General features: G+C 74.2%; 16 protein-coding genes. 15 read left to right on the top strand and 1 reads right to left on the bottom strand.

Annotation, left to right across the window (positions count from 1 at the left end; all coding sequences use genetic code 11):
* Positions 1-23: 23 nt before the first annotated feature.
* A complete protein-coding gene (locus ACMT9T_RS11430) occupies positions 24-605 on the top strand; it encodes an AAA family ATPase (protein WP_414745645.1) in 582 nt (193 codons plus the stop codon).
* A gap of 30 nt (positions 606-635) precedes the next feature.
* Here the strand turns inward: ACMT9T_RS11430 and ACMT9T_RS11435 are convergent, their stop codons facing one another.
* Positions 636-1,298 (bottom strand): YqaJ viral recombinase family protein, encoded by a 663-nt coding sequence (locus ACMT9T_RS11435; protein WP_012039466.1) that lies wholly within the window; start codon positions 1,296-1,298, stop codon positions 636-638.
* A gap of 172 nt (positions 1,299-1,470) precedes the next feature.
* On the opposite strand from ACMT9T_RS11435, the gene ACMT9T_RS11440 reads away from it, so the two are divergent.
* The 14 genes from ACMT9T_RS11440 to ACMT9T_RS11505 all read left to right on the top strand — a co-directional run bounded on the left by ACMT9T_RS11440 (position 1,471) and on the right by ACMT9T_RS11505 (position 14,243).
* Positions 1,471-1,692 (top strand): hypothetical protein, encoded by a 222-nt coding sequence (locus tag ACMT9T_RS11440; RefSeq protein WP_086527481.1) that lies wholly within the window; start codon positions 1,471-1,473, stop codon positions 1,690-1,692.
* A 10-nt stretch (positions 1,693-1,702) separates the two neighbouring features.
* Positions 1,703-2,617, top strand: a complete 915-nt coding sequence (locus tag ACMT9T_RS11445) for a TOMM precursor leader peptide-binding protein (RefSeq protein WP_414745646.1) — start codon at positions 1,703-1,705, stop codon at positions 2,615-2,617.
* Positions 2,614-3,876, top strand: coding sequence for a YcaO-like family protein (locus ACMT9T_RS11450; protein WP_414745885.1), 1,263 nt, complete (start codon positions 2,614-2,616; stop codon positions 3,874-3,876). The genes ACMT9T_RS11445 and ACMT9T_RS11450 overlap by 4 nt, the downstream gene beginning before the upstream one ends.
* A gap of 52 nt (positions 3,877-3,928) precedes the next feature.
* Positions 3,929-4,900, top strand: coding sequence for a SagB/ThcOx family dehydrogenase (locus ACMT9T_RS11455; protein WP_414745647.1), 972 nt, complete (start codon positions 3,929-3,931; stop codon positions 4,898-4,900).
* Positions 4,893-5,873, top strand: a complete 981-nt coding sequence (locus ACMT9T_RS11460; RefSeq protein ID WP_414745648.1) for an ABC transporter ATP-binding protein — start codon at positions 4,893-4,895, stop codon at positions 5,871-5,873. Before ACMT9T_RS11455 ends, ACMT9T_RS11460 begins: the two co-directional genes overlap by 8 nt.
* The gene (locus ACMT9T_RS11465; protein ID WP_414745649.1) at positions 5,870-6,700 is read left to right on the top strand and encodes an ABC transporter permease; all 831 of its coding nucleotides are present in this window, start codon (positions 5,870-5,872) and stop codon (positions 6,698-6,700) included. Before ACMT9T_RS11460 ends, ACMT9T_RS11465 begins: the two co-directional genes overlap by 4 nt.
* Before the next feature lie 101 nt (positions 6,701-6,801).
* Positions 6,802-7,869, top strand: coding sequence for a sugar phosphate isomerase/epimerase family protein (locus ACMT9T_RS11470; protein WP_414745650.1), 1,068 nt, complete (start codon positions 6,802-6,804; stop codon positions 7,867-7,869).
* On the top strand, positions 7,866-8,804 hold the full coding sequence (locus ACMT9T_RS11475; protein WP_414745651.1) for a TolB-like translocation protein: 939 nt from the start codon (positions 7,866-7,868) through the stop codon (positions 8,802-8,804). The genes ACMT9T_RS11470 and ACMT9T_RS11475 overlap by 4 nt, the downstream gene beginning before the upstream one ends.
* A gap of 165 nt (positions 8,805-8,969) precedes the next feature.
* On the top strand, positions 8,970-9,998 hold the full coding sequence (locus tag ACMT9T_RS11480; protein WP_414745652.1) for a TerC family protein: 1,029 nt from the start codon (positions 8,970-8,972) through the stop codon (positions 9,996-9,998).
* Positions 9,999-10,131: 133 nt separating this feature from the next.
* The gene (locus ACMT9T_RS11485; RefSeq protein WP_414745653.1) at positions 10,132-10,929 is read left to right on the top strand and encodes a tetratricopeptide repeat protein; all 798 of its coding nucleotides are present in this window, start codon (positions 10,132-10,134) and stop codon (positions 10,927-10,929) included.
* A gap of 59 nt (positions 10,930-10,988) precedes the next feature.
* Positions 10,989-11,762 (top strand): response regulator transcription factor, encoded by a 774-nt coding sequence (locus ACMT9T_RS11490; protein WP_414745654.1) that lies wholly within the window; start codon positions 10,989-10,991, stop codon positions 11,760-11,762.
* 53 nt (positions 11,763-11,815) lie between these two features.
* Positions 11,816-13,390 (top strand): sensor histidine kinase, encoded by a 1,575-nt coding sequence (locus ACMT9T_RS11495; RefSeq protein ID WP_414745886.1) that lies wholly within the window; start codon positions 11,816-11,818, stop codon positions 13,388-13,390.
* A 1-nt stretch (position 13,391) separates the two neighbouring features.
* On the top strand, positions 13,392-13,649 hold the full coding sequence (locus ACMT9T_RS11500; protein ID WP_414745887.1) for a hypothetical protein: 258 nt from the start codon (positions 13,392-13,394) through the stop codon (positions 13,647-13,649).
* A 51-nt stretch (positions 13,650-13,700) separates the two neighbouring features.
* Positions 13,701-14,243, top strand: a complete 543-nt coding sequence (locus tag ACMT9T_RS11505) for an amino-acid N-acetyltransferase (protein ID WP_414745655.1) — start codon at positions 13,701-13,703, stop codon at positions 14,241-14,243.
* Positions 14,244-14,252: the final 9 nt, after the last annotated feature.

Raw genomic sequence — 14,252 nt, forward strand, 5'->3', positions numbered from 1 at the left:
CCCGCGGCTGGCAGGCTCGCGGGGTGCTCATCTGGATCAACGGGACGTTCGGCGTCGGCAAGACCCAGGCCGCGGCGTCGCTTCGACGGCGGCTGCCCGGATCGGTCGTGGCGGACCCGGAGCAGGTGGGCTTCGGGATCCACCGGATGCAGCCGCGCGCGCTCCGCGGCGACTTCCAGGACACGCCGTGGTGGGAGCCGACCGTCACGGGGGTCCTGCTCGACGTGCTCGCCCGGCACCCGGGCGACGTGATCGTGCCGATGGCGCTCGTCGACGCGGGGCGGCACGAGCGGATCCTCGGCGCGCTCCGCGAGGCGGGCCACGACGTGCGGCACGTGACGCTGCTCGCGTCCGACGCGACGGTGCTGCGCCGCCTGCGCACGCGGCTCGAGGGGCCCGACGGCTGGGCGGCCGCGCAGCTCCCGCGGACCGCGGCACTGCGGGGGCCGCGCTTCGCCGACCACGTGGACACCGACGGGCTGACGCACGCGCAGGTGGTGGAAGCGGTCGCGCTCGTGGCGGGCGTGCGGATCGGGGCGGATCCGACGGGCCCGTGGCGGCGCGCGGCGGAGCGGATGCGGGTGCGTCTCGCGCACGTGCGCTGACGGACGCGCGGCTGCGACCGGCGGCGCCGCTCAGGCCAGGCCGCGGGCTCCCGCCGGCGCGTTCGCCATGCGCACGATGAGCGCGATGAGGTCGTTCGCACGCGCCACGAGCGCGGCGATCTCGGCCTCGTCCCGGTCGATCCACTTCCACTTCGGGATGTCGTGCACGGGCACGAAGTCGACGTGCTGCTCCCAGACGATGAGCGAGCGCTCGGCGCCGAGCACGTACTGCTGCCACCAGATCTGCCGCAGGTAGTTGCGCGGGATGCTCCGCCACGGCTTCGCGGTGGTCTTGATCTCGGCGAGCTCGAGGCGGCCGTCGGCGCGCAGGCCCACGCCGTCGGGGGTCGCGAGGTGGCGGCGCTGCCCCTCCGCGTGGAAGAGGTGCGCGCTCGGGACGATGCCGTGCTCGGCCTCGACCCAGCGGGCGATCTCGGGCTCGCGCTCCCGCCCGTGGTCGGTGTAGCGGTTGCCGCCGAAGCCGGATCCGTACAGCTTCTCGAGCGCGACGGCCTGCAGCGAGGCGTCGGTCGCGAGCCGGGCCACGTCGGTGGCGGTGATGCCGAAGCTGCGGGCGCGGAGCCAGGCGACCCGGTCCGACGAGTGGGCGACGATGCGCGTGAGGTGCGGCGGGGGAGGAGGCGGCGCGGGGGCCGCGGGGGCGAGGTCGTCCTCCCAGGGGAAGGCCAGCATCTCGTCCGTCACGGGCTCCAGGGTACGCGCCGGATCCGACGCGGGAGGCCGCGACGCGGGCGGATCATGCTGCCCGGGGACCGGCTTGTCAACAGGCAGATCGTCTTCGCCCAGGGCATGGAGGATCGTGCTAGAAAGGCGTCGTCCCACCCACCCAGAGGAAGGAACGGCAATGTCACTGCTCATGGAGACGGCGGCCCCGGCCCCGTCGCGCACCACCGCACCCGGGCTCGCACCCGGAGCCGACGACGCGTCCGACGCGCTGCTGGCGGAGGCCTTCGGCTTCACCATCACGCACCGCGGCGCGGAGGAGGAGCTCGTGATGGGCGACGTCACCCTGTGCTGCAGCACGACGTGCTCGTCGAGCGGCAGCGGCCACCAGCAGCCTCGCTGATCGCCCGCGCATGGACCCGTCGACCACGTACTCGGTGAGTCCCCGCTACGCCCTCGGGGAGGTGGAGGACACCCTCCACCTCCTCGGGGGTCGTGAGCTGGTCTCCCTGCAGCTGCCCTCCGGCGACGCCGTCTCCGCGGTGTCGCAGCTCCTCTCCCGTCCCTTCACCCGCGCCGACGTCGACCGGGCGTTCGCCGCGCACGCCGACGCCGTGGCCCGCCTGGTCGACGAGCTCGTGCTGCGCGACGTCGTGGTCGGCGCGCCGACCGACGGCTCCGCGGGATCCGTGCCCGACGAGCTCGCGCACGTCCTCGACGAGGCGCGGCGCAACGGCGGCGACCGCACCGCGCTCGGGCCCGTCCTCGATCCGGCGACGCCCGCCCGGGTCGCGCTCGTGGGCGACATGATCCCGTCGCTCCTCACGGGCCTCGCGGAGGCCCTGCCCTCGGCCGAGCTCGGCGACGAGGCCGACGCCGACCTGGTCATCGCGGCCGGATCCCGGTCCGTCCTCCGCGACGTGGGCGCGCGCATGCACGCCGCCGGGCGCGCGTGGCTCCCCGTGCACCCGTTCGACGGGCGGTTCCAGCTCGTCGGGCCGGTCGTCGTGCCTGGCGAGGGGCCGTGCCTGGAGTGCGTCGCGCTGCGCTGGGCGTCGACCACGCCGTTCGCCGCGGATCACGCCGCGGCGGCCGACGCGGTCGCCGTCGTGCCGCGCGACCCGAGCCTCGACGCCATCACGGCCGGGTTCGCGGCCCGCTACGCCGCCCGGTGGATCCACGCCCACGACTGGCTCGCCGCCAGCACCGTGCTCGTCGTCGAGCCCAAGGTCATGGAGGCGGAGGCGCACGCCGTGTTCCGGGTCGCCCGCTGCGGCACGTGCGGCCCCCGCCCCTACGCCGGGATCGTCTCGCCGTGGCGCGCATGAGCCGCGGCGGCCCGGGTGTCGTCAGCCCGTACACGGGGCTCGTCGAGCACGCGCACCCCATGGCCTTCACGCCCGACGCCATCCCCGACGCCCTCTACTCGGGCCGCTCGGCGGACACGGAGTTCCTCACCGGCACGGCGTCCGAGCGCTTCAGCATGGGGCCGGGCGGATCCCGGCTGGAGGCCCGCCGCTCCTGCATCGGCGAGGCGGTCGAGCGCATGTCCCTGGCGGGTGCGCCCGGCGGCTTCCGCGCACCGCTCGGCGCCGACGCGCGCCAGGTCGGGCCCGACGCCTTCCAGCGGTTCCACCCGACGCAGCGCGAGGATCCGTCCTTCCACTACGAGCGCGCCGCGCAGGGCGACCTCCTCACGTGGATGCCGGCCCGCTCCCTGCACCGGGGCGCCGCGGTGCACGTGCCCGCGCAGCTCGTGGTGTTCGACGACCCGCATCGCGCGGACGGGCATCAGGAGCCGCACGTCGAGCCCGCGACCTCGTCGGGCGTCGCGGCGGGCCCGCACTTCGGGTTCGCCGCCGGCCGCGCCGTGCTCGAGCTCATCGAGCGCGACGCGTTCCAGCGCACGTGGCTCCGCGGGTCCAGGCCCCCGGCCTTCGACTGGCGCGGCAGCCCGCGGCTGACCGACGCCACGCTCCGCGAGCTCGAGCGCCTCGAGGAGCTGTGCGGGCGGTTCGAGGCGTCGTTCACCGTGCGCGTGCTGGATGCGGCGGCCGATGTCCCCGTGCTGCTCGCGGTCATGCGCAGCGACCGGATCGGGGTCGCGGTGGGCTGCGCGGCCGACTTCCGGCTCGACCGGGCGATCCTCAACGCGCTCCGCGAGGCGCTGCACACGCACAACTGGTGCCTGCGCCTGCTGTCGGAGCCGATGATCGACCCGGAGGACGTGGTCGAGTTCGAGGACCACATCCGGCTGCACTGCCGCCCGTCGGCGCGCCCGCTCACGGCCGCGCTCGACGCCTCGGACGAGCGCGTCACGGCCGTCGGCGGCCCGGCCAGCTGGGCGGAGGTGGTCGCGGGGCTCGACCGCGAGGGGATCGACGTGCTGCTCGCGGACATCACCGCGCCCGAGGTGCGCGCCGCCGGGTACCACGTGGTGCGCGCGCTGAGCCCGGATCTCGTGGCGCTCGACGTGGTGCACGCCGCGCGGTTCCTGGGGCACCCGCGCCTGTACCGGGTCTGGCGCGACGGGCCCGCGCTCGACGGGCCGGACGACCTCGTCCGCACCCCGCACCCGTTCCCATGACGGCCGGCACCGCCCGTCCCGACGCCCGCGCCCGCCGCACCAGGAGGATCCCATGAGCACCATCGAGACCGAGACCGAGACCGCCGCCGACCGGGTGGACGAGCCGAGCGGGCCGCCCGCGCCGACGGATCCCGCCGCCGCGCCCGCCCGCTCCCTCGGCAGCGTGGGGCCGATCTTCAGCGTCGGCGGCGCGGTCGACCGGCCGGCGGGCGACCCCGCGGAGGACTTCCACGAGGCGTCGAAGATCACGCGGATCACGCACCCCGGCTGGACCGACGTGCGGTACGCGCACCAGATGGCGCAGGAGGCGCAGGGCGTCACGGACGCCGGACCGGGCGGCGCCACCTCCGCGCCGCGCCTGCTCCCGGCGCTGCCCCTGCCGCGCGCGCTCCCGCTACGGCACGAGCTGGGCACGACGCTGGCGGCGCGCCGCTCGGCGGAGCCGCGCACGCTCGGACGGCCGGTCGAGCTGGCCGAGCTGGCGACGGTGCTGCGGCTCGCGTACGGGCCGCGCGGCGACGGCACGCCGGGGCGGTACGTGCCCTCGGGCGGCGGGCTCTACCCGCTCGACCTGCACGTGGTCGCGCGGTCGGTGGAGGGGCTCGAGCCGGGGATCCACCAGCTCGACCCGTTGGAGGAGACGCTCGTCGACGTGTCCGGCCTCGAGCGGGCGTCGCGGCTGGCGCGCTTCCGCCGGGCGGCGCCGTCGCTCATGGCGCCGATCCCCGAGACGGCCGCGGTCACGATCGTCATCACGGGCAGCTTCGAGCGCTCGCGCTGCAAGTACGGGATGCGCGGCTACCGGCTCACGCTGCTGGAGGCCGGGCACGTGGGGCAGAACGCGCTCCTGGTCGCGACCGCGCTGGGGCTGCCGGTGCTGGGGTGGGTCGGCTTCGTCGACCACGAGCTCGACGCCGTCCTCGGGCTCGACGGGGTGACGCAGTCGTCGCTCTACGCGATCTCGTTCGGCGGCGCGGATCCGGGCGCCCGCCGGTTCGCCGAGGAGGAGGCGTCGCATGACTGACGCGGTGGAGCTCGACGGGATCACGCGCACCTTCGGCCGCACGCGCGCCCTCGACGCCGCGTCGTTCTCGCTCGCGCCGGGGCTCGTGCACGCGCTGCTCGGGCCGAACGGATCCGGCAAGACCACGGCCATCGACGTGCTCACCGCCACCCGCCGGCCGGATGCGGGTCGGGCGCGCGTGCTCGGCCACGACGTGCGTCGGGGCGGGCCGACGGCGGCGCTGGTCGCGGTGATGCCGCAGGCGCTCGCGTTCCCCGAGTACCTGACGGTGCGCGAGGTGCTGGCGCTCGCGCTGGTGCCGCACGCGGGTGCGATGAGCCCGGCCGTCGCCATCGACCGCTTCGACCTCGACCGGCTCGCGTCGCGCCAGACCGGCGGGCTCAGCGGCGGCGAGCGGCGCCGTGTCGCGCTCGCGTGCGTGGTCGGCGCGGGCACGCCCGTGGTGGTGCTCGACGAGCCCTCCGCGGCCCTCGACATCCCCGGCCGGGCGGCCGTGCGCGACGCCATCGCCGCCGTCCGCGACTCCGGGCGCACCGTCCTCCTCGCCTCGCACGACATGGAGGAGGTCGCGGCGCTCGCCGACACCGTCGTCTGCCTCGACCACGGGCGTGTCGTCGGCCACTGGACGGCGGCCGACTTCCGCGGGCTCGCGGGCGTCCGCCGCGTCGCCTTCGACGCGACCCCGCACGAGGCGCGCGCGTTCCTGTCGTCCGGCGCCCGGCCGGAGCAGGTCGCCGAGCCGCTCCCCGGCGAGCGGGTGCGCTGGATCATCGACACCGAGCGATCCGACGCCGTCGCGGGTCTGGTGCTCGCCGCCGTCGCCGAGCCCGCGCTCACGGTGACGGAGCCCGGCCTCGGCGAGATCGTCGAGCGGGTGCTCGCGGGCAGCGCGGGATCCGCCGCCCCCGATCCGACCCTCCCCGGTCCGACCGGCCCGACCGCCCCCACCGCACCCGAGGAGCCCCGCCGATGACCAGCGCCGCGCAGCACGCCGTCCCGCACCCCGCACCGCACCCCGCACCGCACCCCGCCCCTCCGGCGCCCACCTCGACGCACCGCCGGCTGGCGATCTACCGCGCCCACGTCGTCAGCGAGCTCGCCCAGAACGCGCGCATGCCCGCCTTCGTGCTCCCGCTGCTCGCCTACCCGGTGCTCATCTACGCGGTCGTCGGCCTGCCGCAGGGCGGGTCGCCGAGCGCGCGCCTCAGCGTCCTGCTCGGCTACGTGCTGTTCTCGGTGCTCGGCACGGTGACGTTCCAGTTCGGCGTGGGCGTCGCGTCGGCCCGGGAGTCGCCGTGGGAGCGGTGGCTGTTCACGGCGCCCGTGCCCGCGTGGATCCGGCTGGCCGCCAAGCTCACGGTCGCGTGCGTCTTCGGGGTGGTCTTCGTGATCCCGGTGACCCTCGTCGGCGTCACCGCGGGCGGCGTGCGGGTCGACGGGGTGACGCTCGGCGCCGTCGCGCTCGCCGTGCTGGCCGGCGCCGTGCCGATGGCGCTGCTCGGTCTCGCGATGGGCTACTGGTTCCCCGCCCGCGGCGCGCTCGGCCTGGCCAACCTCGTGTACCTCCCGCTCTCGTTCGCGGGCGGCCTGTTCACGGGCGGCGACACGAGCGGCACCCCGTGGGAGTCGCTCACGGTGCTGTTGCCGACGGGCGCGTGGAGCACGCTCACGGGCGCGGCCGCCCGGCAGGACGCCGCGGTCATGGGCCTCCCGCTCGTGATCCTCGCGGCGTGGGCGGTCCTGCTCGGCGGCATCACGCTGGCGGGCTACCAGCGCACCCAGTCGGCGAACTTTCGCTGACGCCGACTCTCGGGCGGGCGCGGCCCGGTGTGTAGCGTGGATCCCGCGCGCCGTCACCGGGCCGCCGCACCGTCACCCGTCACCGTCGACGAGAGGGAACCATGCCCCAGATCACCAACCCCGTAGCGCTCTTCACCGGCCAGTGGGCCGACCTGCCGCTCGAGGAGGTGGCGCGGCTCGCGAGCGGCTGGGGGTTCGACGCCCTCGAGATCGCCTGCTCCGCCGAGCACCTCGACGTGTGGCGCGCGGCCGAGGATCCGGCGTACCTCCGAGGCCGCCTCGAGATCCTCGAGCGCCACGGCCTGCAGGTGCACGCGCTCTCGCAGCACCTCACCGGCCAGGCCGTGTGCGACGACCCGATCGACTTCCGGCACCAGGCGATCCTCCGCTCCAAGGTGTGGGGCGACGGCCAGGCCGAGGGCGTGCGCCAGCGCGCCGCCGAGGAGCTCAAGCTCACGGCGAAGGCGGCCGCGGGCCTCGGGGTCACGCGCGTGACGGGCTTCACCGGATCCCGCATCTGGCCGTACGTCGCCATGTTCCCGCCTGTGCCCGAGTCGGTCATCGACGCCGGCTACCAGGACTTCGCCGACCGCTGGAACCCGATCATCGACGTGTTCGACGACGAGGGCGTGCGGTACGCGCTCGAGGTGCACCCGAGCGAGATCGCCTACGACTACTGGACCACCCGCCGCACGCTCGAGGCCATCGGGCACCGCCCCGGCTTCGGCCTCAACTGGGACCCGAGCCACATGATGTGGCAGGACATCGACCCCGTGAACTTCCTCCTCGACTTCGCCGACCGGATCTACCACGTGCACGCCAAGGACACGAAGGTCAGCACCTCCGACGGCCGCGGCGGCCGCCTCGGATCCCACCTCGGCTGGGGCAACCCGCGCCGCGGCTGGGACTTCGTCTCGGTCGGCCACGGCGACGTGCCCTTCGAGCGCGCGTTCCGGGCGCTCCGCAGCATCGGCTACGACGGACCCGTGTCGGTCGAGTGGGAGGATGCGGGGATGGACCGACTCCACGGCGCCCCCGACGCCCTCGCGCAGGTGCGCTCCCTCCTCTGGCCGACGCCCGACAACCTGTTCGACTCGGCGTTCGCCAACAACCGCGACGACGCGCCCAGCACCGCGCCCGCCGACGGCACCGCGGGATCCACCGCGTGACGCTGCGCGACGGCCAGCTGGCCCGTCTCCTCGTCGTCGACGTGGAGACGGGCGCCGAGCGTATGGTCGCCGAGTCGGCCGTGCTGCACATCGAGGCGCCGAACTGGACGCCCGACGGCCGCTGGCTCGTCGTGAACGCGGAGGGCGGGCTCTGGCGCCTGCCCGCGCCGTCGGCCGAGGAGCCGGACCCGGACCTCCCCGAGCCGGCTGTCGACTTCCAGGCGGTGGACCTCGGCGGCGTCCCGCCCATCAACAACGACCACGTCATGTCGCCCGACGGCGCGCACGTCTACGTCTCGGGTCGCGACGGCCACCTCTACAGCGTCCTCTGGAACGACGGCGCGGGCGGCGAGGGCCGGCGCATCACGGCCGACCGGGATCCGGCGCTCCGCTTCAAGAACTACCTGCACGGCGTCTCGCCCGACGGCTCGACGCTCAGCGTCATCGGCGGCCAGGTGGACGCGCGCGGCGAGTGGACCACCAACATCCACCTCGTGCCCGTCGACGGCGGCCCCACCACGCAGCTCACCGACGACGGCTTCCCCGACGACGGCGCCGAGTTCTCGCCCGACGGGGAGTGGCTCTACTTCAACTCGGAGCGCGGATCGGACCTGCCGGGCCACGCGCAGCTGTTCACGATGCGCACCGACGGCACCGACACGCACCAGTTCACATCCGACGAGCGCGTCAACTGGTTCCCGCACCCGTCGCCCGACGGCGAGCACATCGTCTACCTGAGCTTCCCGCCCGGCACGCTCGGGCACCCGGCCGACCGCGACGTGATCCTCCGCGTCATCGACCGGCAGAGCCACCGCACGCGCGACCTCGCGGCGTTCCCCGGCGGCCAGGGCACCATCAACGTCACGAGCTGGGCGCCGGACGCGCGCCGGTTCGCGTACGTCGCCTACCCGTTCGAGGCGCCGAGCCTGACCTGATCCGGCGGCCGCCGACGAGCAGCCGACGGCGGGCGGCACGGACGATCCGCGGAGCGTCATCGCAGGCATTTCCCCGGTGTGAGGAGATCCTGCATGGGATCATGGGGGCGTCCGCGCGCCACCTAGCCGTTCCGATTCCCGTCGGCCTCATCACCGGAGACCCCCGTGAACATCACCACGACCACCTGGCTCATCACGATCGCGGTCACCATCGCGTTCTTCGTCTACGAGTTCTTCACCCACGTGCGCAAGCCGCACGAGCCCACGATCGGCGAGTCCGCTCGCTGGTCGGCCTTCTACATCGGCCTCGCCCTGATCTTCGGCGTCGGCATCGGCTTCACCAGCGGCTGGGGCTACGGCGGCGAGTACTTCGCCGGATACCTCACCGAGAAGGCCCTGTCGATCGACAACCTGTTCGTGTTCCTGCTGATCATGACCGGGTTCGCCGTGCCGCGGAAGTACCAGCAGAAGGTGCTGATGATCGGCATCGTCATCGCGCTGATCATGCGCGCCGGCTTCATCGCGCTCGGCGCCGCGCTCATCGAGAACTTCTCCTGGGTCTTCTACATCTTCGGCGCGCTGCTGTTCGTGCTCGCGTACCAGCAGATCAAGGGCGACCACGGCGGCAACGCGGCGGACAACATGTTCGTGCGCATCGCCCGCCGGATCCTCCCCGTCCACGACGACTTCGTCGGCGACCGCTTCACCACCAAGATCGACGGCAAGCGCTTCGTCACCCCGCTGCTGCTCTGCGTCATCGCGATCGGCTTCGTCGACCTGGTGTTCGCGCTCGACTCGATCCCCGCGATCTACGGCCTCACGAACGAGGCCTACATCGTCTTCACCGCGAACGCTTTCGCGCTGATGGGCCTCCGCCAGCTGTACTTCCTCATCGGCGGCCTGCTCGAGCGCCTGGTCTACCTGTCGCAGGGCCTCGCCGTGATCCTCGCGTTCATCGGCCTCAAGCTCGTGCTGCACGCGATGCACGTGAACGAGCTGCCCTTCATCAACGGCGGCGAGCCGATGCTCTGGGCGCCCGAGATCCCGATCTGGTTCTCGCTCCTCTTCATCGGCGCGACCATCACGGTCGCCACGGTCGCGAGCCTCGCGAAGACCCGCGGCGACAAGCAGAAGGAGGACCGCGCGAGCGTCGACGGCGAGACCGTCACGCGCGCGACGGACGAGGGGCACTAGCTCCCGCACCCGCACCCGCACGACACGACGGGCCCGGCGCGCCATGCGCCGGGCCCGTCGTCGTCCGCGGGCGCCCGTGCGCCTCCCGTGCGCTGCTCGCTCGCTGAGCGCGCCGACCTGGCAGCATCACCCGGTGCCCGACGATCCCGACGCCCCGACCCGCGCCCGCCTGCTCTGGGACGACGATCGCCGCACCGACGCGCTCGCCCTCCTCAAGGATCACCTGCGCGAGGACCCCCGCGACGGCGACGCCCGACTCGCCCTCGCCGAGCTGTACCGCGAGCTCATCGCGCCCGACCAGGCCGGCCGGTGGGGCATCGGCGTCCCCGGCTGGACGACGGAGGTCGAGCGCGACCGGCTGGCCCGGATGATCGCGCACTCGGGGATCGGGGATCACGAGATCCCGGCCTTCCTGGCGCTGCCGCCGGATGCCGCGCTGCCGGAGGAACTCGCGGCGCTCGCTCCGGCGATCGCGGATCACCGCGCGCACTTCGCCGACCCCGCCAGGATGACGCGCCGCGAGCGGAAGGCCGCGCGCTACCGGCTGCCGGGGCCCCATCGGCACGTCGTCGAGGACATGGCGCGGGAGCTGTCGGTTGCGGTGGCGGAGGAGGGACTGAAGGCCGTGGGGTGGATCCTCGGGGTCGTCTTCGGCCTGGGCCTCCTGGCGGTGTGGGTGGTCGCGCTGGTGGGCGGACCGGCGGCGGCGCTCGCGCGCTGGACGGGCATCGCCGTGGTCGGGACGCTCGTGGTCATCTGCATCGGGTGCGCCTACGGGGCGCGTGCCGCACGGCGGCTCGAGCGCCGCGTGGACCCGGAGCTCGGCGACGTGGACGTGAGCTCGTGGATCATCGGCGCGATGCTGATCGCACTGGTCCTGTACGCCCTCATCGCGGAGGGCCTGCGCAGCGGGGCGCTGTTCCTGTCCTGATCCGCTACAGCGGAAGCCGGCCCATGGTCGCCTCATGGCTCGTTCATAGGAACATGCGGATGATGGACCCCGTGACCACCGCATCCACCTCCGGCTTCCAGCCCGCCGCCGCCCCGCAGCCCCGCCTCACCCGCGCCGACGGGACGCCCATCCGGGTGCTCGTCGTCGACGACGAGGCGTCCCTCACCGACCTGCTCCAGATGGCGCTGCGCTACGAGGGCTGGCAGATCCGCACGGCCGAGAACGGGCACCAGGCGCTCGCCGCCGCGCGCGAGTTCAAGCCCGACGCCGTGGTGCTCGACATCATGCTCCCCGACCTCGACGGCCTCCAGGTGCTGTCGCGGCTGCGGGCCGACGCCGAGGACATCCCCGTCCTCTTCCTCACGGCCAAGGACTCGCTCGACGACCGGCTCGCCGGCCTCACCGCGGGCGGCGACGACTACGTCACCAAGCCGTTCAGCCTGGAGGAGGTCGTCGCCCGGCTGCGCGGCCTCATCCGCCGGTCGACGCTGGTGGTCAGCGACACCGTCGACCCCGTGATCCGCGTCGGCGACCTCACGCTCGACGAGGACAGCCACGAGGTCTCCCGCGCCGGCTCCCCGATCGAGCTCACCGCCACCGAGTTCGAGCTGCTGCGCTACCTGATGCGGAACCCGCGGCGCGTGCTGAGCAAGCTGCAGATCCTCGACCGGGTGTGGAGCTACGACTTCGGCGGCAAGTCGAGCGTGGTCGAGATCTACATCTCCTACCTGCGGCGCAAGATCGACGCCGGGCGCACCCCGATGATCCACACGGTGCGCGGCAGCGGCTACATGCTCAAGGCCGCGGAGTGACCTCTCCGCTCGGCGCCCGCCTGGCCGCACGTGCTTCCGCGGCCGCGCGCGGGATGACCCTGCGCCGCCGCCTCGTCCTCAGCGTCGTGGGGCTGCTGGCGCTCGCGAGCCTCCTCATCGGGGCGGTCAGCATCCTCGCGCTGCAGGCGTCGCTCATGCGGCAGGTCGACCAGCAGCTCCAGGCCACGGCGGCGCGCTCCGAGAGCTTCGTCGACCGGGATCCGGGCGGCTACGGCAGCTTCCCCGGGGCCCCTCCCGGCGGGCTCGGCGCGTTCGGGCAGCAGGTCGGCACGATCAGCGCGACCATCATCGACGGCGTGGTCTCGGGCGGGTACATCGCCGACCGCGACGCCGCCGAGGGCGAGCCGGGCGGCGCGGGCGCGGTGGAGCTCACCCAGCGGCAGAGCCAGCAGCTGCAGAGCGTGCCGACCGACGGCGTCCCCCGCACGGTCGACCTCGGCGGCGCGCTCGGCAGCTACCGGCTCGTGGCCGGCACCTCGTCCTCGGGCGCGACCATCGTCACGGGCTTGCCGACGAAGCCCGCGGACGACGTGGTCGACCAGCTCGTCGTCGTGATCACGGTGGTCGCCGCGATCACGCTCGCGCTCGCCGCGTTCGTGGGCACGCTCATCGTGCGCCGGGCGCTCCGGCCGCTCGACCGCGTCGTCGACACGGCTACCCACGTGGCCGCCCTGGAGCTGGATCGCGGCGACGTCGCCCTCGAGGCGCGCGTGCCCGCATCCGACACCGACGAGCGCACCGAGGTCGGCCGCGTGGGCGCGGCGCTCAACGGCTTGCTCGGGCACGTCGCGGACGCGCTGTCGTCGCGGCAGGCGAGCGAGGCCAAGGTGCGGCGCTTCGTGTCGGATGCGAGCCACGAGCTGCGGACGCCGCTCGCCTCCATCCGCGGCTACGCCGAGCTGACGCGTCGCGGGCCGCACCAGCTGCCCGAGGACGTGACGCACTCGCTGTCGCGCATCGAGTCGGAGTCGGTGCGGATGACCACGATCGTCGAGGACCTCCTGCTCCTCGCGCGCCTCGACGAGGGGCGCGAGCTGGAGTCGGATCCGGTCGACCTCACGCGCATCCTCCTCGACACGGTCGGCGACGCGAGCGCGGCCGGGCCCGACCACGCCTGGGACCTCGACCTGCCCGACGACTCCGTGACCGTCCCCGGCGACGACGCCCGGCTCCGCCAGGTGGTCGTCAACCTGCTCGCGAACGCCCGCACGCACACGCCGGCCGGCACACGCGTGGTCGCGTCGCTCGCGGTCGAGGGCGCGGGTCCGGAGGCGCACGCCGTCATCCGCGTGACGGACGACGGTCCCGGCATCCCGCCCGCCTTGCAGGAGTCCCTGTTCGAGCGCTTCGTGCGCGGCGACGGATCCCGCGCCCGCTCCACCGGCGGCACGGGCCTCGGCCTCGCCATCGCGCAGGCGATCGTGTCGGCGCACCACGGCGCGGTGTGGGTCGAGTCGGAGCCGGGCCGCACGGTCTTCGGCGTGCGGCTGCCGGTGGTGCGGCGGGCGGCGGAGGCACGGGACGCGGCGGGTGCGGGATCCGACCGCTGGGCTCCGCCCTCGGGCGCGCCCGTCGCAGACCGGCCGGGACCGGACGCGCGTGGCTGACATGGATCCCGTCCGGCGCCTCATGTTCTGGCTGCGCGTGCCGTTCGTCGCGGACGCGGCGCTCGTCGTCATCGGGATCGCGCTGCTCGTCGGCGGCGACGGGGTCGGCTGGTGGGTGCTCGTGTTCGCGGGGCTGCGGGCGGTGGTCGGCGTCGTGGCGATCGTGTGGATCGCGCCGCGGATGATCGCGCGGCTCACGCCGGGAGGCGACGCGGGCGTGCCCGCCCCGCCCCGGTCGCCGGAGACGCCCCGTCGCTAGGCTGGACACCTGATCCGGGCGCCCGAGCCGCGGATCGAGAGGGTCGTCATCGTGAGCGCAGAGCCAGTCGTCGTCGAGTCAGCGGAGCCCGCGGGCGGCGTGACCGTGCGACGCGCGCGCACCGGCGACGTGCCGCGGATCCAGCAGCTCGTCGAGCCGCTCGTGATGGAGGGCATCCTCCTCGGCAAGGACCTCGTGGTGCTCTACGAGAACGTGCAGGAGTTCCGTGTCGCGGTCGACGCGTCCGGCGAGGTCGTCGGCTGCGGCGCGCTGCACGTGATGTGGGAGGACCTCGGCGAGATCCGCACCCTCGCCGCCGCCCCGCACACGCGCGGCACCGGCGTCGGCCACGCGCTGCTCGAGCGCCTCGAGGACGACGCCCGCGAGCTCGGCCTCAGCCGCCTCTTCTGCCTGACCTTCGAGGTCGGCTTCTTCACGCGCCACGGGTACCACGAGGTCGCGGAGTCGATCATCGCGCAGGAGATCTACTACGAGATGCTCCGCTCGCACGACGAGGGCATCGCCGAGTTCCTCGACCTCTCGCGCGTGAAGCCGAACACCCTCGGCAACACGCGCATGCTCAAGGCGCTCTGACCGGCGGGC

Origin of the sequence: Clavibacter vidaverae (genome assembly GCF_047529985.1) — a bacterium.
Taxonomy (GTDB): domain Bacteria; phylum Actinomycetota; class Actinomycetes; order Actinomycetales; family Microbacteriaceae; genus Clavibacter; species Clavibacter nebraskensis_A.